This window comes from Thalassospira xiamenensis M-5 = DSM 17429 (genome assembly GCF_000300235.2).
Taxonomy (GTDB): domain Bacteria; phylum Pseudomonadota; class Alphaproteobacteria; order Rhodospirillales; family Thalassospiraceae; genus Thalassospira; species Thalassospira xiamenensis.
In genome coordinates, this window is record NZ_CP004388.1 from 4,173,419 (window position 1) to 4,196,925 (window position 23,507).

The 23,507-nt window shown below is 55.1% G+C and carries 20 protein-coding genes; 5 read left to right on the forward strand and 15 right to left on the reverse strand.

The annotated features are described in order from the left end of the window. Positions 1 to 39: 39 nt before the first annotated feature. From addA to tsaE, 5 genes are read right to left on the reverse strand one after another with little or no spacing between them, the layout of a single operon-like run. The gene (gene addA, locus TH3_RS19275; protein ID WP_007088717.1) at positions 40 to 3,501 is read right to left on the reverse strand and encodes a double-strand break repair helicase AddA; all 3,462 of its coding nucleotides are present in this window, start codon (positions 3,499 to 3,501) and stop codon (positions 40 to 42) included. Further along, the gene (gene addB / locus TH3_RS19280) at positions 3,498 to 6,632 is read right to left on the reverse strand and encodes a double-strand break repair protein AddB (RefSeq protein WP_007088716.1); all 3,135 of its coding nucleotides are present in this window, start codon (positions 6,630 to 6,632) and stop codon (positions 3,498 to 3,500) included. Before addB ends, addA begins: the two co-directional genes overlap by 4 nt. Further along, complete coding sequence (locus TH3_RS19285) at positions 6,632 to 7,405, reverse strand: nucleotidyltransferase family protein (protein WP_007088715.1); 774 nt, start codon at positions 7,403 to 7,405, stop codon at positions 6,632 to 6,634. Before TH3_RS19285 ends, addB begins: the two co-directional genes overlap by 1 nt. After that, entirely contained in the window at positions 7,405 to 8,514 is a 1,110-nt protein-coding gene (locus tag TH3_RS19290; RefSeq protein ID WP_007088714.1) for an aminoglycoside phosphotransferase family protein, read from the reverse strand. Before TH3_RS19290 ends, TH3_RS19285 begins: the two co-directional genes overlap by 1 nt. After that, a complete protein-coding gene (gene tsaE, locus TH3_RS19295; RefSeq protein ID WP_007088713.1) occupies positions 8,511 to 8,987 on the reverse strand; it encodes a tRNA (adenosine(37)-N6)-threonylcarbamoyltransferase complex ATPase subunit type 1 TsaE in 477 nt (158 codons plus the stop codon). The genes TH3_RS19290 and tsaE overlap by 4 nt, the downstream gene beginning before the upstream one ends. A 230-nt stretch (positions 8,988 to 9,217) precedes the next feature. On the opposite strand from tsaE, the gene TH3_RS19300 reads away from it, so the two are divergent. Both TH3_RS19300 and TH3_RS19305 read left to right on the forward strand, forming a co-directional pair. Further along, the gene (locus tag TH3_RS19300; protein ID WP_007088712.1) at positions 9,218 to 10,240 is read left to right on the forward strand and encodes an NAD(P)/FAD-dependent oxidoreductase; all 1,023 of its coding nucleotides are present in this window, start codon (positions 9,218 to 9,220) and stop codon (positions 10,238 to 10,240) included. Positions 10,241 to 10,269: 29 nt separating this feature from the next. Then, complete coding sequence (locus TH3_RS19305) at positions 10,270 to 10,683, forward strand: GFA family protein (protein WP_007088711.1); 414 nt, start codon at positions 10,270 to 10,272, stop codon at positions 10,681 to 10,683. Positions 10,684 to 10,704: 21 nt separating this feature from the next. Here TH3_RS19305 and TH3_RS19310 read toward each other — a convergent pair whose 3' ends face one another. Both TH3_RS19310 and TH3_RS19315 read right to left on the reverse strand, forming a co-directional pair. Further along, positions 10,705 to 11,499, reverse strand: a complete 795-nt coding sequence (locus TH3_RS19310; RefSeq protein WP_007088710.1) for an SDR family oxidoreductase — start codon at positions 11,497 to 11,499, stop codon at positions 10,705 to 10,707. Positions 11,500 to 11,549: 50 nt separating this feature from the next. Then, entirely contained in the window at positions 11,550 to 11,867 is a 318-nt protein-coding gene (locus TH3_RS19315) for a hypothetical protein (RefSeq protein ID WP_007088709.1), read from the reverse strand. A gap of 103 nt (positions 11,868 to 11,970) precedes the next feature. Here TH3_RS19315 and TH3_RS19320 point away from each other — a divergent pair, with 103 nt between their 5' ends. Beyond that, positions 11,971 to 12,312, forward strand: a complete 342-nt coding sequence (locus tag TH3_RS19320) for a winged helix-turn-helix transcriptional regulator (RefSeq protein ID WP_007088708.1) — start codon at positions 11,971 to 11,973, stop codon at positions 12,310 to 12,312. Positions 12,313 to 12,353: 41 nt separating this feature from the next. Here TH3_RS19320 and TH3_RS19325 read toward each other — a convergent pair whose 3' ends face one another. Both TH3_RS19325 and lepA read right to left on the reverse strand, forming a co-directional pair. Beyond that, on the reverse strand, positions 12,354 to 12,812 hold the full coding sequence (locus TH3_RS19325; RefSeq protein ID WP_007088707.1) for a heme-degrading domain-containing protein: 459 nt from the start codon (positions 12,810 to 12,812) through the stop codon (positions 12,354 to 12,356). A 130-nt stretch (positions 12,813 to 12,942) separates the two neighbouring features. Further along, entirely contained in the window at positions 12,943 to 14,748 is a 1,806-nt protein-coding gene (lepA, locus tag TH3_RS19330; protein ID WP_007088706.1) for a translation elongation factor 4, read from the reverse strand. Between the two features lie 533 nt (positions 14,749 to 15,281). Here lepA and TH3_RS19335 point away from each other — a divergent pair. Beyond that, positions 15,282 to 17,324, forward strand: coding sequence for a sensor histidine kinase (locus TH3_RS19335; RefSeq protein WP_007088704.1), 2,043 nt, complete (start codon positions 15,282 to 15,284; stop codon positions 17,322 to 17,324). A 108-nt stretch (positions 17,325 to 17,432) separates the two neighbouring features. Then, the gene (locus tag TH3_RS19340; RefSeq protein WP_007088703.1) at positions 17,433 to 17,888 is read left to right on the forward strand and encodes a hypothetical protein; all 456 of its coding nucleotides are present in this window, start codon (positions 17,433 to 17,435) and stop codon (positions 17,886 to 17,888) included. Between the two features lie 96 nt (positions 17,889 to 17,984). On the opposite strand, the gene pheT is transcribed toward TH3_RS19340, so the two are convergent. From pheT to infC, 6 genes are all read right to left on the reverse strand, one after another. Further along, the gene (gene pheT / locus TH3_RS19345) at positions 17,985 to 20,393 is read right to left on the reverse strand and encodes a phenylalanine--tRNA ligase subunit beta (RefSeq protein WP_007088702.1); all 2,409 of its coding nucleotides are present in this window, start codon (positions 20,391 to 20,393) and stop codon (positions 17,985 to 17,987) included. 4 nt (positions 20,394 to 20,397) lie between these two features. Then, on the reverse strand, positions 20,398 to 21,468 hold the full coding sequence (gene pheS, locus TH3_RS19350; protein ID WP_007088701.1) for a phenylalanine--tRNA ligase subunit alpha: 1,071 nt from the start codon (positions 21,466 to 21,468) through the stop codon (positions 20,398 to 20,400). Positions 21,469 to 21,585: 117 nt separating this feature from the next. Next, positions 21,586 to 21,942, reverse strand: a complete 357-nt coding sequence (gene rplT / locus TH3_RS19355) for a 50S ribosomal protein L20 (protein ID WP_007088700.1) — start codon at positions 21,940 to 21,942, stop codon at positions 21,586 to 21,588. A gap of 16 nt (positions 21,943 to 21,958) precedes the next feature. Beyond that, the gene (rpmI, locus tag TH3_RS19360) at positions 21,959 to 22,156 is read right to left on the reverse strand and encodes a 50S ribosomal protein L35 (RefSeq protein WP_007088699.1); all 198 of its coding nucleotides are present in this window, start codon (positions 22,154 to 22,156) and stop codon (positions 21,959 to 21,961) included. A gap of 349 nt (positions 22,157 to 22,505) precedes the next feature. Beyond that, the gene (locus TH3_RS19365) at positions 22,506 to 22,910 is read right to left on the reverse strand and encodes a response regulator (protein WP_007088698.1); all 405 of its coding nucleotides are present in this window, start codon (positions 22,908 to 22,910) and stop codon (positions 22,506 to 22,508) included. A 40-nt stretch (positions 22,911 to 22,950) separates the two neighbouring features. Beyond that, positions 22,951 to 23,466 carry a translation initiation factor IF-3 gene (gene infC / locus TH3_RS19370; RefSeq protein WP_007088697.1) on the reverse strand — a complete coding sequence of 172 codons (516 nt, stop codon included), beginning with the start codon at positions 23,464 to 23,466 and terminating at the stop codon, positions 22,951 to 22,953. Positions 23,467 to 23,507: the final 41 nt, after the last annotated feature.

Consider the following 23,507-nt stretch of genomic DNA (forward strand, 5'->3'; position numbering starts at 1 on the left):
AGGCAAAGGTAGGCAGCACCGACGCAAAGGTCAAGCGCGTTACAGTCTCATGATGTGTTCGGGCAGCTCGACCATCCATGGTCCGTTGGTCCACAGGATGAAACACCGAATGTTTTTATCCGGGTACATCTGGCCCAGTGCCGCCTTGTAAATCGACATCTGCCGACGATAGGCAGGCGGTGTGCCCTCGACATCGCGTGGGGGCGGCCGATTTGTTTTAAAATCAACGATCATGACGTCGTTTTCACGCACCACCAGACGGTCAATCTGGGCGGAAACGACGTCTCCGCCGACAATGCCAACCAATGGCACCTCGGCCCTTGATCCCGTATCAAACACCGGCGCAAATTCGGGATTTTCAAAGATCGCGATTGTTTCACTGGTGATTTCACGCTGCTGGTCTGCATCAAGCGCATGCACCGGCTGGGCAAGGAACCGTTCGGCGGCATCCCGCCTTTTGGCTTCGGGCAGGTCGGGCAACAGTTCAAGCAGTTTGTGAATCAGAAGCCCGCGTTTGAAACTTTGCCCCTGATCCCCGCCCAGCGGCGATTGCACAGAGGGCTCTTCTTCCAGCGGGCGGCTGGGTGCCAGCGGTTTTGGCGGGAAGGCTTCGGTCGGCGCGATATCGCGAATCAGAACGCGCGTGGATAAATCGGCGGTGCCGGTCGCGGCAGTGACCTTGTCTGCCCGAGGTGCTTCGCGCTGATCGGTTTCCCATACCCAACCGTCGCCCGACCAGCCGGACCCCGAAAATTCCGTAAAATCGAATGTTTCGGAACTCGCATAGCCTTCCATCGCCTGCTGACACAGATTGTACCAGCAATGATCGGGGGCCTTGCGTTTTCCCTGCCAGCCACAGATGTAAAGCCGGTCTTCAGCGCGCGTCAGGGCGACATAAAGCAGGCGGTTATATTCCTGATCACGCTTGATCGCGATGCCCTCACGCAACCGCGCAACCACATCGGTTTCCAATGCCACCCGCGGCAGCCAATACATCAGATCGCGATCTTCCTGCCAGAACAGGTTGGGGGCCTGTGTCGGCACCTGCATGGTATCGGGCAGAAACACGATAGGTGCCTGCAGGCCCTTGGCCCCATGCACCGTCATGATCCGGACCTCGTCACGGCCGCTTTGTTCAAGGTCACGCTTGATTTCGGCGTCCCCTGCCATCAACCAGTGTAGGAAGCCCTGCAAGGTCGGTGCGTGATCGGCTTCGTATCCCATCGCGAGGTTAAGGAATTCGTCAATCGGGTCGTTTGCCTCGATCCCGAGCCGCCCGACCAGACGGGCGCGCACCCCGCGCGCATCATCACCGCGCCCCCCCAGAAGCTCGGCAAACAGTTCGAACGGCCGTTCGTAATCCACACGCCCCAGCCATTTCGACAGGAACTGATAGGCAGCAAGAAAGGCCGGATCGGCATCGCCCGTACCGGCCTTTTCGCGCAAGGCAAGCCACAGGGTGCGCGGACGGTTATGGGCGATTGCAAACAACTGATCATCGTCAAACCCGATCAGCGGGCTTTTGAGCACCTCGGCCAATGTCAGGTCATCTTCGGGCATCAGAAGAAACCGGCCAAAGGCGATCAGGTCCATCACGGCAAGCTGATCGGTGATTTGCATGCGGTCCACACCGGCGACCGGGACATTGCGTTCCTTTAACGCCTTGACGACCTCGTCGACAAAGGCGGTACGACGCCGCACCAGGATCATGAAATCACCCGCCCGCACCGGACGGTCACGCGATATCAGTTTCTCGCCCGTATCGATGGCATGGCGGATACGCCCGGCAATGACCCGCGCAAGCCTGATTTCCGGGTCTTCGAGGCGCACGATGCGGGTTGGTGGCGTCCATGGGTCTTCGGCGTCACGTTCCTGCGGTTCGACCGCGGGCCACAATTCAATCCGCCCGGCCTGCCCGACGCGGAACGGGCTGTGGCGGACATCGGCACCATCGTCGCCGACCCCCTGTCGGGCAATCATCCCGGCAAAGACCCGGTCCACCGTGCCCAAAACCGCATCGGTCGAACGGAAGGATATGTTCATCGGGACTTCGCGCCACTCGGCTTCGATTTCGCGTGCCCGTTCGCGGAAATAGGCCCGCATCTGAGTGAATTTTTCCGGATCGGCGCGCTGGAAGCTGTAAATCGATTGTTTCGCATCCCCAACGGCAAAGATTGTCCGTGGTTTTTCATCATGCTGCCCGGCACCGGCAAAGAATTCCTCGGCCAGAATGCGCACCACTTCCCATTGTTCGGGGTTGGTATCCTGTGCCTCGTCAATCAGGATGTGATCAAGCCCCTCGTCCAATTTGAACAAAACCCACCCGGCAATCCCGGCCTGCTGTTGCAGTAATTGCAGACTGGTCAGGATCAGATCGTCATAATCAAGGCGGGCATGCAACGCCTTTTTCGCGGCATACCGATCCAGCATTGCGTTGCCGATACGGATCAGGGCCGATGTGGCACCGGCCAATGCGGCGGCCTTGCGCAAACGGTCGACTTCGATCAGGCGCGCACATTCTGCTTCCAGCGCATCGGCCCCCATCGGATGGTTTTCGGCGGCTTTTTTCGTGATCAGTTTGGCACGCGGTTCGCCTGCGGCGGTAAAGAAGACACCGCGATAATCTGAAAACACCGCCAGCCGATCCTCGATACCGGTTTTTTCAAGGAATTGGGCCAATGCGGGCACACGATCCTGATCGGTTTTGGTGCCCGCCTCAAGTGCGGCCAATCCACGCATCAGCCCATCCCGATCAAAGGCATCATCGGATAGGGCCTTGCGCAGGATATCATCCTCGCTTTGGCCGTTGGGAACGCCAAGTGCGGCATAAACCGCATCGCGCATGCGTGCCGCACCGCCATGGCGCATCAGCATGCGTTTCAACCGGCCGCGTTCACGCGCCAATTCGCCCATGACCTCGCCAAAGGCACCTTCGCGGACCTGCCCGGTCACAACCGACAGGGCATCAGCCAGATCGTCATCCCGGCCATTTCGGGCAAAGGCCAGTACTTCTTCCTGAACGTCGGCCATGGTTTCGGCCGCGGTGCGGTCATCCATGATTTCAAAATGCGGTGCCAGCCCGGCTTCGAGCGGGAAACGGCGCAGCAATGACTGACAGAAGGCGTGGATCGTCTGGATTTTCATCCCGCCCGGCGCATCAAGCACCGACGCAAACAGGCGGCGCGCGCGACGCGTTTCATCGCCACTTGGCGCGGTTCCGGCCAGATTGAAAAGATCGTCCTGAAGTTCACGATCTTCCATGGTGGCCCAATGACCCAGCCGTTCATTGACGCGGTTGGCCATTTCCGCCGCGGCAGCCTTGGTAAAGGTCAGGCACAGGATGCGATGGGGCTCGGTCCCCGACAGCATCAGTCGCAGTACCCGATCCGACAGAACCTTGGTCTTGCCGGCACCAGCCGATGCCGACACCCAGACCGACGCCATCGGATCGGATGCATTGCGTTGCAGGATATTGGGATCGGTTCCGCGAATTCCGGTCATGCGTCACCATCCTTGTTCTCATTGCCGTCCGTCGTCTCGACATCCTCGCTGCCCATCCATTCGCGCAGGCGTGCGAGATGAACATAATCGGAATATTTTGGCGCATGATCCGGGTGCGGCACACTCAGGTAAGGTGTGTTTTCGTCGTCAAATGCGGTGGCAAGTGCATTGACCCCGGCCACCGCATCACGCGCAAGCTCCGCCGGGGTGGTTTTCATGCGTTTGGTATCAATCTCGCGGATTTCACCTGCGGGGTCGCCACCGGACAGCTTCCAGAACGCCATGGAAGCCGGTGGACCGGCCGGGACATCCTTAAATCCGCCGTCCTGCGCAATGGCGGCCTCAAGCGGCAATTGCGGAGCAAAGCCATTGGCAACGTCCGTCTGGCTGGGCGGCATGCCGGTTTTATAATCAATGATCGCAATCCCGCCATCGCGCAGCATGTCAATCCGGTCCGCACGGGCATAAACTTCGAACCCGGTCGCGGTTTCAAGCGTGCCGGATTGTTCGGTATAGGATCTGCGCACATGATCCCGGCGTGCTGCCTCCGTCTGGATGAACCAGCGGGCAATCCTCTCGAACCGTGGCCACCAGAACGCCCAAAGGCCGGGCCGGGCCGCAAGCGGTTTGAACACCGCCCGCCCGATCATGATCAATTCCTGTTCGCCATCCGGTGGCAGATGATCGGGGTACCTCGAAATAAACTGATCAAGAGCATCATGGATCAGGTTGCCGTAATCCGCCGCGCCGGGATCTTCGTCCACCCCGTCAAGTTTGCGCAAACCAAGGATATGCCGGGCATAGATCGCATACGGATCACGCATCCATGTTTCAATCTGGGTAACCGACAACCGTTTTGGACGGGCGGAAACCGGCGGCGTTGGTGCCGGACGGCCAATTTTGCGGCGCATGTCATCGCGCGGTTCATCCAGCAGATCGGCCAAGGCACGCCACGCATGGGCATCCGGCTTTTCCATTGAAACGCCCGACTTCCGAAGAATGTTTTCAATCCGTAACAACCAGCGGGACGGCACGGTTGGCGTGCCTTCAACACGCAAGGCCCGGGTCATGACAACGTCTGGCGCACAGAAAAGCTGTTGAAAATCATGGGCGGATTGCCCGACACGATGTTCAGGTGCCGGAAGGCCAAAATTGCGCCGCATCGGACGGCTCATCCATGGATCGGCCCCGGCTTCGGGCGGCCAGACACCCTCGTTCAATCCGCCCAGAATGGTCAGGTCGGCCTGCTGCATCTGGGCTTCGACCGTGCCCCAGATAAACAGGCGCGGATGTTTGCCAAACTTCGGACGCACGGCACGCTCTGCCATCAAGGCATCCAGAAAGGCCGCATACCGGATACCCGGCATGGGGACGAAATCGGTTAATGCCTGAAGCAGCTCATGGATAAAATCGGCAAGGGCCTCGCCCGCTTCGCCGCGCCAAAGCCGTTCGGCACCATCCTGCACGTCGCTTGCGGCAAGGGCTTCGGCGGCCATGATGTGACTGCGCAGGGCCCCCACCGGGGAGATCGATTTTTCATCCATCAGATCGAGCAAAGGCGCAAGACTGTTTTCAAACCGGGAAATCAGATCGGAAAGTCGCGCATGATCATCGCGGATGCGTTCGATCCGGCGGGCTGTGTGATCCCCCCCGTTTGCCGTAATCCGATCAATCGTCTCATCACGCCAGCCATCCAGCGCCACCTGCAAGCCGTCCAGCCCCGGACCGGGACGCGCACCGCGCAAAACATATTGTTCCATCTGACGGGTCAGGACACGGAACTGTTCGGGCGGCAGTCCTGCCGCACTTAGCGGATGTTTCAGAAGCTCCAGCAAGGGTACCGGGGCAAACTGTTCCTGCACGGCGCGCACGACAAGGCGTAGATAAATGGCTGGTGCGGTGTCGTGCAGCGGGATACCGGCCGAATCATCAACCTCAACCTCCCAGCGGCGAAGTTCGGTTGCCACGCGTCTTGCCAGTCCCCGGTCCGGTGTGACCAGTGCGCATGTCTTGCCCGGCACTTCAAGTGCATCACGCATCAGGAGGGCAATGGTAGCGGCCTCTTCTCGGGCACCGGAACAATCAATGCGCAGCACACCGTCAAGCACATCGGATGCAAAATTGCCAACATGGCGCCATTGATCGGTGGTTTGCGCCGGACGCAGGGCTTCGCGGGCCAAACGGCGGCGTTCTTCCTGGGCCGGGTTCGCCGCAAGCACCGAGGGCCAAAGAAGAACAGTCGCCGGATCACGTCTGATATGACGCAATGTCGTTCCCAAAAGATGTTGCGGATGGGTGGCATCCTCGCCAATCGCCTGCCAGTCATCACGCCCCAACCCCGTCATCAGACCCGGCAGGACCACACGACCATGCGGCATGTTCAAAACTGCACTCATCAGATCGCGCAATGCCGGAAACGGGCCGGTTGAGCCGGCGACAATGATCGGTGTGGCGGGCGGGTTTTCCCGCCAAAGATCAATCTGGGCGGCAATCAGGGCATTGCGGCGCATGGCCCGGTCACTGACCTGATGGGTTTCCAGAATGGCCGGCCAGTGCAAGGTGAGGATTTGCAGAAATTCCAGCGTCAATTGCCAATGTTCGGCAAACTCGGCAGGCACCAGTCCCTTAAGATCATCAAATTTGCAATTTTCGGTCTGTACCTGATCAAGAAACCGCGCCAGTTCGCCGGCCAGACGGGCGGCCTGATCGGCGGTTGGTTTATCACCCTTATGATCGGGCCGGTTCATGATCAGACGGGTTAGCAGCAGTTTTCGTTGCAAATCCGGAATGGATGGCGGCAGATCAAGGGCCGCCTGTTCGCCGCCTGCACCATAAATCGCCAGTTCGTCCTCGTCAGCCTCGCCCAATGCGCGGATGGTCGGCAGCATGGTCACCGCCCCATTCGACTGACGAAGGAACGCATCGCGCATTACCTTGGCCGACCGGCGATTGGGTACCATCAGGACATAATCAGGTAAGGCAACCGGCTCTGCGGCGGTTTCCGCCATCAACTGTTTTGCGATCAGATCGGCAAATGCAGCGCCCGGCGGAATATAAAACAGGTTTTCAGGCTGTGCCGCCGGTGCGGCAAAGTGATCGGCGGCGTCCATATAATCGAACAGATCCGCCATCAACCGCCCCCGGCTTTGGCTGCTTTTGCCATTCTGGCGGCACTTTCATGCGCCAAAGCGTCTGCGATGACGATTTCGGCATCGGCCAATGCTTCTGGCGTGCCGATATGGAAATAATCCCCGTCATGAACCAGACCAAAGCAGCGCCCCGATGCCAAAGCCTTGTCGTAAACCAGATTTGATGAAAATGCGCCATCAGGGGTATTTTCAAACAATCGCGGCGACAGGATTTGAACACCGGTAAAGAAATACGGGGCAGACACGGCATCGCCGCGACGCTTCAACCGACCATCAACCTGCCAGAAGAAATCACCCGCACCGTCATAACCAAACGCCCCTTCGACCGGATAGATCGCAAGCAACGCGTCCATATGGTCCGGATCGAAGGCCTCTGTCAGGCGGTCAAAAAGCGGCTCCGCCCCCTCGGTCCAGAAAACATCCGCATTGGCAACCAGCACGGCCTGATCATCAAGCATCGGCAGGGCCTTTTTCACCCCACCGCCTGTTTCAAGCAAGTCTTCCTCGGGCGAGCACAGAACCCGTGGCAGGGTCCGGGTGGCGACGTGGTCTACAATCATCTGCCCCATATAATGGCTGTTGACCACCGCCTGATCAAAGCCCGCCAAAGCCAGTTTATCAAGCACATGATCAAGCATCGGCTTCCCTGCAACCGGAACCAGTGGTTTTGGCATATGATCAGTGATCGGGCGCATGCGTTTGCCAAGCCCGGCAGCCAGGACCATTGCTTGCGCCTTTGCGGTGTTATCCCTCATCAGGATGCCCCCTGTTCGGACGATTGGCGTGCGCCGGAAAGTGACGGGGCCATTCGTGCTTCAACCGGGATATGATTTGCAATCCATGCGGCCAATTCAGGTAAATTGCGGTCTGCATCGCGCAGGATCAATTCCCAGCAGCGCGGGATGAAATCAAAATAGCGCTGCTTGCCTGCCTTGATGGCAAGCCAGCCAAACCGGCCCAGTATCCTGAAATTCCGAACCATATTACAGGCCATATATGATGTTTCGAAATCGGAATGATCCAGATTTTCGAAGGCTGCACAATAACGATCCTTCAGACTGGCTTCGAGTTCCGAACCGATATCATGTCGGACATCACGCAATAACGACACCAGATCATAGGGCCGTGGTGCAATTGCCGCGTCCTGAAAATCAATGATCCCGCAATCCTCGCCGCCCTCGTCATTTTCAACCAGCATCAGGTTATCGACGTGATAGTCACGGTGAATGATGACTGTGCCGGTTTTCCAGCATGACGGCAAAACGCCATCCAGCATCACATCAAAATCAATCATGGCCTGATTGCGTCGGACCGGATCGGCAATGATCAGCGGCAGATAGTCATCCTTGAAGCTTTTCAGCATGCGCCTGAAATTATCCGGCCCGTAAACCACCAGATCGGCCTCTGCCTGCATCCCGGCCTGCGCCGTTTTTGTATCGCAATAGCGATGCAGGTTAATCAACTGATCCACCGCCCGAAGATAAAGGGCCGGTTTGGACGCCCCGTTCTGGTCGAGCGCCCGTGTAAAGGTCAGATCGCCAAAATCCTCGATCAGGACAAGACCCTGCGACACATCGCTGGCATAGATTGCAGGTACGCGCCAGCCTGCCTGCATGAACAGGTCTGTCGTTGTCATCACGGGCGCCACAGATGTCGGGCGTTCGGGATTCTCATGGAGGCCGTGCGGATCAACGCTGATGGCATCAATGGGAAAATCCATCAACAAAGCGGTGCGGCGACCGTCATCCAGACGATAGTATTTCCGTGCAGAGGCGTCATCGACCAACGGCACCGGCACCACATCACGCCAGCCGTTTTTCCCAAGGAAAAGATCAATCACATCCTGTCGTGCCGCCGCATTCATGACGTAACCTCATCGAGATTTTCAATGCGCTTCTGCCAATCGGCACCGTGCGGAAAAAGCTGAAACACCCGCGCATCAATTGTTGATCCGGGTTCGATATGAATATCAAGACGATTTTCGGGCGTCAGATATTCCAGCCGGTCAGGCCATTCAATCAGACTGACGCCATCGGCAAAGGCATCTTCGATATCAAGCTCGTGGATTTCTTCGGGATCGGACAACCGATACAAATCGAAATGCCAGACAGGGATGGGGTCAAGTTCGTAAATCTGCACCAGGGTGAAGGTCGGACTGGGAACTTCTTCATGCGGATTGTTGGCCAACGCACGGATATAGGCCCGGCAAAAGGCACTTTTCCCCATGCCCAGTGTCCCATGCATCAGGATCACGTCACCCGGCTTTGCCAATGCGGCAAGTTTCCCGGCAAGGGCTTCTGTCCCGTTCTGGTCGCTGACAGTAACTGTCCTGGTCATGATATCCGTCAATTGATTGCAAGCTGACCCTATTTGTAGGGTGACGGGACCATCCTTCGCAATGATTTTACGTACAAGGATAAAGGCAACCCGCGCACAAGGTTAAAAACGGCGGGAAAGGCCGGTTTACATTGCGATAACCGGTCCCAAATGTTATCTCGCACATATATGATTCAGGCTATGAATTACCGTCGCTTTTATCGACCTGATGTTATTTGGATGGAATGAACATGTCAGACGCATCGTACAGCACCGATATCGCCATAATTGGCGCTGGCCCTGTCGGGCTTTTCGCCGTTTTCGAAGCCGGAATGCTGGGGCTTAAAACACATGTCATTGATGCGCTTGATATGGTTGGCGGGCAATGCAGCGCGCTTTATCCCGAAAAGCCGATTTTCGATATCCCGGCCCATCCGCAAATTGCCGGTCAGGACCTGATTGATCAGCTTGCCAAACAGGCCGCCCCGTTCGAGCCCACCTATCATCTCGGTCAGCAGGTGATCAAACTTGAAAAGCGCGACGATGGACGTTTCACGCTGGAAACATCCGTCGGGGCGGTAATTGATGCCGGTGCGGTTGTGATTGCCGCGGGTTGCGGTGCCTTTGGCCCGAACAAACCGCCGATGGACGGCCTTGAAGATTACGAAGGCAGCGGCGGCGTTCAGTATTACGTCAAACGCCGTGCCGATTTCGCCGGTAAGAAGGTTGTGATTGCCGGTGGCGGCGATTCGGCTGTTGATTGGGCGCTTTCCCTTCATGACATCGCCGAAAAGGTCATGGTTGTTCATCGTCGCCCGAAATTCCGCGCAGCCCCTGACAGCAGCGCAAAATTGCAGGCCCTTGCCGAAGCCGGAAAGATCGAGATGGTCATCCCCTATCAGCTCAAGAGCCTCAAGGGTGACAATGGCAAGCTTTCCCATGTCGTCGTTGCCACACTTAAGGGCGAGGAACTTGCACTGGAAGCAGATCACCTGTTGCCGTTCTTTGGCCTTGCCATGGAACTGGGTCCGATTGCCGATTGGGGCCTTAACCTTGATCGCAACCATATCGGTGTGACGCAGGCCACCATGGCAACGTCGGTTCCTGGCATCTTCGCAATTGGCGATATCGCGACCTATGACCACAAACTGAAACTGATCCTGTCAGGCTTTGCCGAAGGAGCCAGCGCCATCCATGCCGCGCGCAGCTACCTGTTCCCCGATAAGGAATTCCATTTCGAATATTCCACCACGACGGGCGTTCCGGCGGAATAAGCACACAGCAGAAAAAGGAAAAGCACACCATGCCCGCAGCCAATAAAACCACCCTTCATTCCGGCGGTTGTCTGTGTGGCGCGGTGCGCTTTTCCATTTCTGGCGATCCGACGGGCGGCAATCATTGCCATTGCGGCATGTGCCGCAAAGACAGCGGTTCAGGCGTCTCAACCTTCGTCACCTTTCCGACCGCGACCCTGAAATGGGATGGCAAACCGGCCGAGTTTGAAAGTTCACCCAACCGGTTTCGTGGCTTTTGTCCGACATGCGGATCAAGCCTGACCTGGCGGCACGGCGACTATCCCGACTTCCTCGATTTCCGGCTGGGCAGCTTCGACGACCCGACGCCCTTCAAGGCGAAAAAGCATCTGTGGGTGAGTACGGCCCTGCCCAGCTTTGCGGGAATTGATCCCGATATCGAACATATCGATCAATCCAGCTGACCGGGCAGCATTGTACTTTTCCTAGACCGTCGGCACCGTACCGCCATCAATGGTGTATTCCGCGCCATGAATTGATGACGCCCGGCTTGATGCCAGAAAGGCAATCAATTCTGCGACTTCTTCCGGCTGCGCCGGACGTCCCAAGGGGATGCCGCCCAAAGCATCAAGGATGCTTTGGCGTGCGGCTTCCTCGCTGATACCGCCGCCTTCTGCAATCCGTTCGACCATCGCCTTTGAGGCATCGGTATAAATCCACCCCGGCGCAACGGCATTGACCCGAACACCTTTGGGGCCGACTTCCTTTGACAGAACCTTGCTGTAAGTCGTAAGCGCGGCCTTTGCTGCGGCGTAGGCGGTTGTTGCGTCAAATAACGGCAAACGCCGCTGAATTGAAGAGGTATGCACAACAACACCACTGCCGCGCCTGATCATTTCCGGCACCAGACAGCGATCCAACCGCACAGCCGCCATCAGGTTAAGGTTCAATTCCTTTTCCCAACCGGCATCGTCGATCACGGCAAAGCCACCGGACGGGTTTGACGACCCACCCAGAACGTGGATCAGGATATCAACTCCTCCCATGCGTTCTTGTGCAGCTGCGGCGAGTTTTTCGACACCCGCCGTGGTCGAAAGGTCCGCCTGGACATAGCAATCGCTGTCGATATCATCGGGTTTTTCGCCCCGCGCCGCCGTAAGCAGGGTTCCGCCACCCGCCATCATGCGTTCAAAAACGGCCTTTCCTGTACCTTTGGTACCGCCGGTTACAATTATGCGTTTTTGCGCAAATTCCTGCGCAGGATCTGGAAGCTGAAACATTTTCGGGTCGCTTGTTTTGTTGGGAAAATTGCGTCAAAAATCGCGGTCGATTAGCCGATCAAAAGCTTTTCGATCTTGCCATTCGCAAGTTCGAACCGATAATCAAGTTCAATCGGACTGTTGGGGAAGTCACCGCTGACCTTGGCTTTCACCGCAATTTGTTCAGCTATATGGGCAACTTCAATCGGCTCGGCGACAAAGTTGTATTTTGCTTTGACGTCTTCCATCCATTTGCCGATTTCGGGTTGGCCGTGATGGCGTTGCTTTTCGTCTTCGACAATTGCAGTTTCATTGAAAGCCGCAACCTTCTGGGCAACGCTATTGGATGGATCAAAATATGCGGTGATCGGTTCAGGGAGTTTGATCATCTTGTTTGTTCCTGTCTGTTTGCTTGTCAGGCAGGCATTTTTCAAACAAACTCCCATTTTGGGAAGTACGTACTTTAAAGTAAGTAACTAACAGGCTTGAAGCATGGCGAAAACCTACACGCCGGTCACTGCGGCATCAGACGTCGAAACGATCTTTAAAATGCTTGAAGGTCGATGGAAGCTGATCATTCTTTTCCATCTGTTTGGCGGCAAGGTGCAACGTTATTCAGATCTGGAAAAGCTGATCCCGGGCATTTCGCAAAAGATGCTCGCCCAGCAGCTTCGACAGCTTGAAGCCGATGGCATCATCGAACGCAAAGTTTACCCGGTGGTGCCGCCCAAGGTCGAATATCGCATGAGCGAATGGGGCCAATCATTGTGCCCCGCATTGGATGCCCTGCTTAAATGGGCAGAAGCCCGTCCTGCCGAACTGAAAGTTGGCTGACGATCATTGGCCGATAACCCGATACCCGAAACCGAACCGCGTCAAGCCGAAACCCCAAGAAAATCTTCAAGAACACCAACGATCATCCCGTGATCCTCGTGCGAGGCAAGGCCGGAAACGGTGATTGCCGCGATCACGCCAACGCCTTTGACGCGAACCGGGAAACTGCCGCCGTGGTCGGCATAATCGGCGAAATCAATCCCGTGATCGGCAAGCGTTTTGCCCTTGGCCTTCAACGCCAATCCGAACTGCATCGATGATTGATGTTCGCGAAGGGTCAGACTGCTTTTGCGATATGCCCAGGAATCATTGGCGGGTTTTGCCCCCAAAAGGGCCGCGTGGAACAGGGTGCGATCAGATGTACGGATGTCGACGACGACCGGGGCTCTCTGTGCCCGTGCCACTGCCACGAGGGCCGATCCGATTTCCCACGCCGTTTCCTCGTCAAAGCGATCAAAGACAAGGATGGCTTCCTGACGTTGAAGAATTTCAAGATCCATAGCGGGCTCCTGCAGCAAAACGGTATGACGACCTATCCATAACGCATGGCACGAATTGCCGAAAGCCCTCAAAGAAAAAGGCTGCATCCCCAATGGGATGCAGCCTTTGTTTCGATACCGTAATATCGATTTATTTATCGTCGCTCATTTTAAGGGCGTTGATAAAGGCCGACTGTGGAATTTCGACCTTACCGAACTGGCGCATCTTTTTCTTACCGGCCTTCTGTTTGTCCAGAAGTTTGCGTTTACGCGACACGTCACCGCCATAACATTTGGCTGTCACGTCTTTACGCATCGCAGAAACCGTTTCACGTGCGATCACCTTGCCGCCGATGGCGGCCTGAATGGCGACCTTGAACATCTGGCGCGGGATAAGGTCCTTAAGACGTTTGCAAATCTCGCGGCCCCGATGTTCGGCAGCAGACCGGTGAACCATCAATGCAAGCGCATCAACCGGCTCTTCGTTGACCAGAATGGATACCTTGACCAGATCGCTTTCATCGTAGCCCGCCAGTTCGTAATCAAAGCTGGCATAGCCACGCGAAATCGATTTCAGGCGGTCATAGAAATCAAACACCACCTCGTTCAGCGGTAGTTTGTAAACCGCCATCGCCCGGTTCCCGACATAGGTCAGGTCCTGCTGAATGCCGCGACGTTCGGTGCAAAGCGTCAGAATGCCGCCAAGATATTCGTCCGGCACCATGATGGATGCCTTGATCCAGGGTTCTTCAATGGCCTTGATCTTGGTGACATCGGGGAAATCCGCCGGGTTGTGCAGCAGAATATCTTCGCCCTTGGTCATCGAGATTTTATAGGAAACCGACGGTGCCGTGGTGATCAGATCAAGTTCAAACTCACGTTCAAGACGTTCCTGAATGATTTCAAGATGCAAAAGCCCAAGGAAGCCACAGCGGAAACCAAGCCCCAGTGCGGTCGAGTTTTCCGGCTCGAACTGGAAGGATGCATCGTTAAGGTGCAGCTTTTCAAGCGCATCACGCAGCACGTCATATTCGCTGGTATCAACCGGGAAAATGCCACAGAACACTACCGGAATAGACGGTTTGAAACCGGCAAGCGGTTTTGCGCAGGGACGTTTTTCTTCGGTAATCGTGTCACCGACTTCGCATTCGGCAACGGTTTTCATACCACAATTGATAAAGCCGACTTCACCCGGCCCCATTTCATCAAGCGCAAGCGGCTTGGGCGTGAACACGCCAACACGGTCAACCGTGTGGGTGACCTTGGCGTTCATGAAGCGGATTTTCTGGCCTTTTTTCAGGGTGCCTTCTTTGACACGCACCAGAATCATCACGCCAAGATAGGAATCGTACCAGCTATCAACCAGCAGGACTTCAAGCGGCGCCGCCGGATCGCCCGTCGGAGCAGGTAAACGATGCACCAATGCTTCAAGCACATCGGGAACACCAAGACCGGTTTTGGCCGAAATCATCAGCGCGTCACTGGCGTCAATGCCAATCACTTCTTCGATCTGTTCCTTGACGCGGTCCGGTTCTGCGGCGGGCAGATCAACCTTGTTCAGGACAGGCACGATTTCGTGGTTGTTATCAATCGCCTGATAAACGTTGGCCAGCGTCTGCGCTTCGACGCCCTGGGCGGCATCAACCACCAGAAGCGATCCTTCGCACGCGGCAAGCGAACGCGACACTTCATAGGCAAAATCGACGTGACCCGGCGTATCCATCAGGTTCAGGGTATATTCCTGACCATCCTTGGCCGTGTATTTCAAACGCACGGCCTGCGACTTGATGGTGATCCCGCGTTCGCGTTCGATATCCATCGAGTCGAGGACCTGCTCGGACATCTCGCGATCGGTAAGACCACCGGTAAGCTGGATCAAACGATCGGCCAGGGTCGATTTACCGTGGTCGATATGCGCGATAATCGAAAAGTTTCGAATGTTCTTAAGATCGGTCATATGGCTGCTTCTGGCACTGGGCGATGGTTATGTCAAAAATTCGGTTCGGTTTTTGCCAAAACTTGATCGCATTTCACATCGATCATTTATCACAAAGCCGGTGTCACGCCGTTTGCATCCTCCCGGTCAGCCCACCCAATCAGGGCAGCGACATCTGGAAAGGCACGGCAGTAAAAGTTGTGCTGCCGCGGAGCAAGCGGGCGATACCGGCAATTTCGGATCGTCTTGGCCGTCCTGGCGATAAAAACCAATCGCCAACAGCGGGTTTATAGGGGTTTTTAACTTCAATTAGAAGCACTGTGTTTGAATTCGGTTCTGCGAATTCGCCTTCACCCTGCCCCGGATTTGCATGATCGTCCCTTCCTGATGGCAACAACATGCCCCGAACAAGAGCAAGTTGCTGTCACCGCGCGATTTTTTATATGAGATCATCCGCATTATTGCCGGTTGAAAGCTTTTCAACCCGACCAAAAAAACATAGGCTTTGATCACGGGGCAGTTAGGCAGGACAAGGCAAGGGTGCAACAAAGAAAATGTTTCTGACATCCATCGAGCCGTCATTGTCCCGACGCGGGTTAAGCAAACTGCGAAAGCGTCTGGCTGCGCTCACGATGACCGGCATGGTGATCCTGCTTTTTTCCTTCTTCTTTATCCAGAAAACACTATACGACAGCGCGATTGATCAGGCGCGGGCGCAAATGATGGCCATCACCTATCATCTGAGTGCCGTGCTGATGCAAAACAGCACAATCGACCTGCAACGCGTCATTGATGAAAATCCCGATCTTTCCGTTGGCGTTCTGGATACTGATCGCAATCAGATCAACGGCACCATCCCGCCCCATTTTGTTGATGATCTTTTTGACGAAATAGACAAACAAAAAGTCTCTCGCGGCAGTTTGCTGTGCATGCATGGCAATACCGTGATGCTGATGGCCTACAGTATTTTGCCGCAGCTTGACCGTATCGTTGTGACCTATATTCCGCGGCACATTTTATTGGGCAACTGGCGCGAAGCCATCATGCTTCACGCCTCGTTGTTTCTGATCGTGCTGGTTATTATGGCGGGACTTTCTGTTTGGCTGTGGCAGCGCCTGAAACGACAGCATTTGCGCGCCGCCGATCTGGCCGAGCATTTCAACGATTCAGAAAACACGCTGTCTGATTGCGGCTGTGCGATTTTAAGCTGGTCGTCAAAGAACCCGTCGGGAATTCTTACATCTCGTCTGAACTGGCCGGAAATACTCGGCCTTGAGTTTGGCGATGTCAAACCAACCGCCGATGCATTTCTGTCACGTCTTGGCGCGGCATCGCGGGCACAGCTACGAAGTCCGCTGATTAACAACGAGTGGCAAGATAATCGTATCGGCACAATGGTCGATATACTGACATCAGCCGGTCAAACCCAGCGCTTTTATCTGATGGCTCAACGCCGCCAGGAAGAAGACAGTGAAACCATTACCGTCCTTTTGCTGGAAATCGCCCCGAAGCAGGAACTTTGTCACCCGTTCGAAACCTATCTGCATCATACGCCAGAACCTGCAATCGCAGTCGACATGGAAGGCATTCTGCAAGGCCTAAGCCCCGCATTGGCCGAACTTGTTGGAAAGGCAGTCTATGACCTGATCGGAAAGCCGGTCGAATTTCTTTTCCTGCAAGAAGACCGGGAAACTATCCGCACAAGTTTCATAAACCGGCAAAGTGGCGATACACAGGAAAGAGAACTGGTTTTACGTATTTCCGATCAGCGCGGGGAAACCCGATGGCTGGCGTGGCACGCCATTGGTCCGTTCGAGGGCATGACATTCAGCAGCGCACGCGACGTGACCCAGTTTGTCGAAAATGCAAACAAGCTGCGCGATACCCTTGATCAGCTCAAGCGGACCAATGAAGACCTTGAACAATTTGCCTATGTCGCGTCCCACGACCTGCAACAGCCATTACGCATGGTCGCAAGCTATACCCAGCTTTTGAAACGCCGTTATGGCGGATCACTTGATCAGGAAGCAGACGAATATATCGACTATGCGGTCGATGGCGCAAAGCGGATGCATAAACTGATCAGCCATTTGCTGGAATATGCCAAAACCGGCAGCAACGATGATGAAATGGCGGAACTTGACTGCAATCAGGTGCTTAACGAAGCGCAAGCCGACCTCAAGGCCATTATTGTTCAGGAACAGGCAACCATTACCCATAATGATCTGCCCGTGATCAACGGTGATCGGATCAGTTTGTCACGTCTGTTCCAGAACCTGTTGTCGAATGCGATCAAATATCGTCGCCCGGGCGTCCCACCTCACATCGATATTCATGCCATGCGAGATCCCGACATGCCCGGATTCTGGCGTATTTCGGTTCGCGATAATGGAATTGGCATTCATCCGGAACATGCACATCGTATTTTCCGCCTGTTCCAGCGCTTGCACAAAGATGAGTTCAGCGGAACCGGGCTTGGGCTTTCACTATGTCGGAAAATTGCAGAACAGCATGGCGGCCGGATATGGCTTGATACGACCCGCCCCCTGACCGATCCCGGGGCAACATTTGTCTTCACTCTGCGCGGGAAGCCATAAAAGCCCCCAAGTCCAAGGGTGGCAAGCATCTTGCTTTGAAACAGACAGCACAAAGCGGGTCGGTAAAACCTGCCCGCTTGATGACCATCGGCCACGACGGAGCATGGTATGATTAGCACCCGTTTCTATTCGGCACTTTCATTGACTGGTTTGCTGCTTCTGGCGGCATGTGGCTCGGACATGCGAACCATGCCAAACAGCCACATGCAATCGCTGGCAAGCCTGTTTGCCGAGCGCGATGTTCATGCCCCTATGCCGCGTGGATGGCGGCAACTGAATGGTAAGGAAATCAACTACCGTTTCGCAAACGAAACTTACGCTGTTTACTCAGTTGACGAGGATGAAGAACTGCTGGTCATGCATCTGTCCGATAACGGAACCGGTCGGCTTGAAGCGGATGACGACTGGGAAAGCTGCACATGGAACAGCATGATCGATCAACTTAACATCGAATGCGATGACACCGATATGGAATGGCGGATTTACACCAATGGTCCGGACATCGTGGCCGTCGACCTTGATGAAGAAGAATTTGCCGTCTTGCGTAAACGACCAGGTGGATAGCTTCCTTGCGCCTTCGCGCACATTCCCACATTCGGACAACAAAAAACGGGCCGCCAGACAGGCGACCCGTTTTTATTATGCTTGTCGGGGAAAACCCTAGGCGCGCAAAGAACCGCCTGTTGCCTTTTCGACAGCAGCGACAACCTTTTTACAAACCCCGTCGATTTCTTCTTCGGTCAGGGTTGCCTTGGTCGGCTGCAAGGTGATCGAGAAAGCAATCGATTTCTTGCCATCCTCGATACCTTTGCCGGCATAAAGATCAAAGATCGTGACATCCGAAATCAGGTTACGGTCCACATTCCGTGCTGCCTTGACAATGGCATCGGACTGAACATCCGCATCCAGAAGGAAGGCAAAATCACGTTCGACCGACTGGAAGCTTGACGCATTCAGTAACGGGCGACCGGTGCCTTTTTTCTTTGGCATCGGAACGTTTTCAACGAACAGCTCGAACGCAACGACGCGCCCTTTGACACCCAAAGCTTTCAATACTTTCGGGTGCAGTTCACCGAAATAGCCAAGGATGTTTTTCGGTCCCAGCTGCAAGGCGGCTGATCGGCCCGGGTGATACCACGACGGGGCACCATCGGCATTCACCTGCACGTTGGCTGCGGCAGTACCAAGGGCTTCCAGCAATGCCTCGGCATCCGCCTTGACATCAAACAGGTCAATATCGCGACGGGACCCTGTCCAGCTGCGCGGAGTAGTCGATCCCGACCGCAAACCGGCCGCAACCAGACGCTGATCCCCCGGCTGATCGCCAAAGAATTCCGGACCGGCTTCAAACAGTGCCAGATCAGCAAAGCCGCGCGACTGATTGCGACCGACTGCGGCAATCAGGTTGATCAGCACATTGGGCCGCATCACATCAAGATCGGAACTGATCGGATTGGCAAGGAACAGCCCCGGTTTCAAATCCGCAAACAGTTTTGCCCAACGCGAGTCCGTGAACGACCATGTGACGGTTTCAAACATGCCGCGCGAAGCCAGTGTCCGACGGGTCAGACCGACCCGCTTCTGGAACGGGCTAAGAGCCGGAACCGGCAGGCTGGTTTCACGTTCCAGCGGAACCGTCGGGATTTTGTCGTATCCAACAATGCGCAGCACTTCCTCGACCAGATCGGCTTCGCCAACGATATCCGGACGCCATGTTGGTGCAACAGCCGTAATAACGGGCGCATTTCCGGTAACTTCGAAGCCAAGCGACTTCAGAATTACAATCGCCTGATCGGCGTCAACTTCGACACCCCCCAGTTCCCGGATGCGATCAATGCGAAGATCAAAGCTGTTCCGGGGCGCGGGAACTTCCCCGGCCTTGACCACGTGCGAAACTTCGCCACCACAAAGTTCCGTGATCAGACGGGTGGCAACTTCCATACCCCAGACAATTGACTGCGGATCAACGCCGCGCTCGAACCGGTACCGGGCATCGGAATTGATCTGCAGTTTGCGACCGGTTTTTGCAACACTGATCGGATCGAACAGGGCACATTCGACAAACACATTGACCGTGTCTTCGACACAACCGGTTTCTTCGCCACCGATAATACCACCGATGCCAAGTGCCTTTGCCTGATCGGCAATCACGACCATGCTGTCGGACAGCTCGTATTCCCTGTTATCAAGTGCCGCAAGCTTTTCGCCATTGGTCGCATAGCGCACATTGATGTCACCCGACAGTTTATCGGCATCAAATACATGCAATGGACGGGCAAGATCATGGGTCACAAGGTTTGTGATATCGACAAGAGCCGAAATCGGACGCAAACCGATGGCTTCAAGACGGGCTTTCAGCCATGCCGGGCTTTCGCCGTTTTTAACACCGCGGATATAGCGACCATAAAAAGCCGGGGCTGCGGCATTTTTTGCAATATCGGCTGAAATCGTGACACCCACCGGGCTATCGAACGATCCGGCAACCGCTTCCTGCCGAGGATCTGCCTTTAGTGTCCCAAGACCGGCAGCGGCAAGATCACGTGCAATTCCGCGCACACCGGTACAATCTGGACGGTTCGGGGTCAGGCCAATTTCAATGATCGGATCGTCCGCACCAAGAACCGTTGCAACCTGTGCACCGATTTCGGCATCTTCGGGCAACTCGATGATGCCGTCGTGATCTTCACCCAGGCAAAGTTCGCGGGTCGAACACATCATGCCCTGGCTTTCGACGCCCCGGATTTTACCCGGTTTCAGTTTCGAACCGTCAATCGGGATGATCGCGCCCGGCTGTGCCAGTGCAACCTTGATCCCGGTTCGTGCGTTCGGTGCACCGCAAACGACCTGAATGATTTTATCACCGGTATTCACCCGGCACAGTTTCAGGCGGTCGGCATCCGGGTGCTGGCCAGCTTCTTCGATATAGGCGACACGGATATCCCTAAGCGCTGCGGCACGGTCGGTGACGCTTTCGATTTCAAGCCCGACATCGGTCAGTTTTTCGGCGATAACATCAATCGACGCATCGGTATCGAGGTGCTGCTTCAGCCAATCGAGTGTGAATTTCATGATCTTAGCCTCTCACCATGTTCGGTACATCCAGCGGCACGAAACCGTAATGTTTCAGCCAGCGCAGATCGGTATCGAAGAAGGTGCGAAGATCGGGAATGCCGTATTTCAGCATCGCGATACGTTCGATCCCCATGCCAAAGGCAAAGCCCTGATATTCATTCGGATCAAGCCCACAAGCCGCCAGAACGCGCGGATGAACCATGCCGCAGCCCAGAATCTCCAGCCAGTCGTCGCCTTCACCAATCTTGAGCTCCCCGCCCTTGCGCGAACAGCCAATGTCCATTTCGGCACTCGGCTCGGTAAAGGGGAAGAAGCTCGGACGGTAGCGAACCGGAACTTCATCCAGCTCGAAATAGGTTTTAACAAACTCCAGCAGGCACCCTTTCAGATGACCCATATGGGTTTTCTTGTCGATCACCAGTCCTTCGACCTGATGGAACATCGGCGTATGGGTCATATCGCTATCAGAACGATATGTCCGCCCCGGCGCGATGATCCGGATCGGTGGGGTTTTCGACTGCATCGTTCTGATCTGTACCGGCGAGGTATGGGTGCGCAGCACAAGGCGCGACCCGTCTTCCTGCTCGGGCAGATAGAAGGTGTCCTGCATCTCGCGCGCCGGGTGTTCCGGCGGGATGTTCAGGGCGGTAAAGTTATGGAAATCGTCTTCGACATCCGGACCTTCGGCAAGCGCAAAGCCCATCTCGCCAAAGATCGAGATGATTTCGTCCATCGTCTGGCTGATCGGATGAATCCGGCCTGCAGTCTCGTCCATGCGCGAAGGCAGGGTCACATCGATCCGTTCGCCAACCAGACGTGCATTCAAGGCCGCGTCTTCCAGACCGGATTTGCGGGTCTCGATCGCCTCGGCAACCTGATCCTTGACCGTGTTCAGCATTTGACCGAATTCACGGCGCTGATCCGGATCCATCTGACCAAGGTTTTTCATCAGGCCGGTAATGCGGCCCTTTTTGCCAAGAGCACTGATACGAACATCTTCAAGAGCCTGCAAATCGGCTGCTTTTTCGATTTCGGCCAGAACCTCTTCGCGCAATGCTTCGATGTTTTCCATAACTTCCGATGCTTTGCTTAAAGTGAATTGGGATAAACAAAAGAAAGGGGACGGCCAATATGGCCGCCCCCGATCAAATCAGGCAAGTGCCGATTAAACCTTTTTGCAAAAGGTTTATTAGCCGAGTGCAGCCTGCGCCTGGGTAACCAGAGCTTTGAAAGCATCGGGTTCGCGCACGGCGATGTCGGCAAGCACTTTGCGGTCCAGTTCAACGCCAGCCTTCTTGAGGCCGTTCATGAACTGCGAGTAGCTCAGACCGTTTTCACGAGCACCGGCGTTGATACGCTGAATCCACAAGCTGCGGAACTGGCGTTTCTTAACGCGACGGTCGCGATATGCATATTGCAGACCTTTTTCAACGGCCTGCACAGCAGTGCGGTAAGCATTCTTGCGGCGACCACGATAACCTTTGGCAGCCTTGATAACCTTGCGGTGACGGGCGTGAGAAGACACGCCCCCTTTTACACGAGCCATTTAACTCTCCTTAGCCTTAACCGTACGGCAGGAATTTTTTGACGATGCGGGCATCTGCGTCACAGAGAATCTCCGTGCCACGTGCCTGGCGCTTCATCTTGGTGGGTTTCGCAGTCAACAGGTGACGCTTGTTAGCGACATTGCGACGAACTTTACCCTTTGCGGTCAGGCTAAAGCGTTTTTTAGCGCTCGCTTTGGTCTTCATCTTGGGCATTTTTCTATCCTTGCATAAGCAATGAAACACGAAATTCCCCACGGCGGCTGGGCATGCCCTGAAAGATCAATGATCTTTCCAGCCTCACCACCTGTTTTGGGGACGGGTGGTTATAGACTCCGCCCCTTCCTTTTTCAAGGACCTTTTCGCCCCTGTTACCCGCGATTTCCCCTGCTTCACCACATTACGTAAAAGATCAGACTGAAACGGTCACAACAACACACCGTTGGCAGAGATCCTCGCATATCTGCGTGATCCGAAATCGTATTGTGAAAGTCAGGGAAAAAGTCGGACGATCAGGATGCACTCATACCTGGCGACAGATCGATGTCAGCCCGGCAGAAATATGTTAAACTGCTGTTTTAATTGTGTGAACCCGACCGATCCACTTCTCGATTCGGCTCAGCAGTTTTTCGCGATTGATCGGCTTTAAGACGAAGTCATTTCCACCCGCGGCGACACCGCCACGCAAATCTTCTTCGCCCTGACGGGCCGTGACATAGATGATTGCACAGGCACGATCAGGGAAACCCGTACGAACCCGAAGCGAAGTTTCAAAGCCATTCATGCCGGGCATCATGATATCCATCAGGATGATGCGCGGCTTTTTTGTCTTCAGGACTTCCAGAAGTTCCTTGCCAGAGGAAACGCCAACAAAACTGTATCCGCCACTTTCGACGATTCGTTTCAGAAGCACGAGACTTTTAGGGTCGTCATCGACCCCGACGATCAGAAGATCATTCCCGGCTGCCATGGGGCATTCCCTCTTGCTTGGAAAGGCAAAACGCCGCGGGTTAACGCGGCGCCAGCACCATAATCATTATGCGGCCTTCCATCTTCGGCATCTGTTCGGTTTTGGCAAGATCTTCAAGATCCCCCGAAAAACGCTGCAGCATGCCAAGACCAAGGTCCTGGTGAGCCATTTCACGGCCACGGAAACGCAAAGTGACTTTCACCTTATCTCCACCGCCAAGAAACTTCTGCGCTGCACGGAGCTTCACATTGTAGTCATGGATATCAATGTTCGGACGGAGCTTGATTTCCTTGACTTCAATAACCTTCTGTTTCTTTTTGGCTTCGTTCTGTTTCTTGCTTTGTTCGTATTTGAACTTGCCGTAGTCGATCAGCTTACAGACGGGAGGCTCGGCATTCGGAGCGACTTCGACAAGGTCGAGTCCAGCTTCCATCGCCATTTCAATGCCTTCACGAACCGTCATTGGATCAGACATATTGCCTTCAGCGTCAACGACACAAATGGCACGGGCTTTGATATCCTCATTGACGCGCGGACCTTCCTTGGTCGGCTGCATCGGTTTACGTGGTCGTGCTATGGATAATCTCCTTTGGTAAT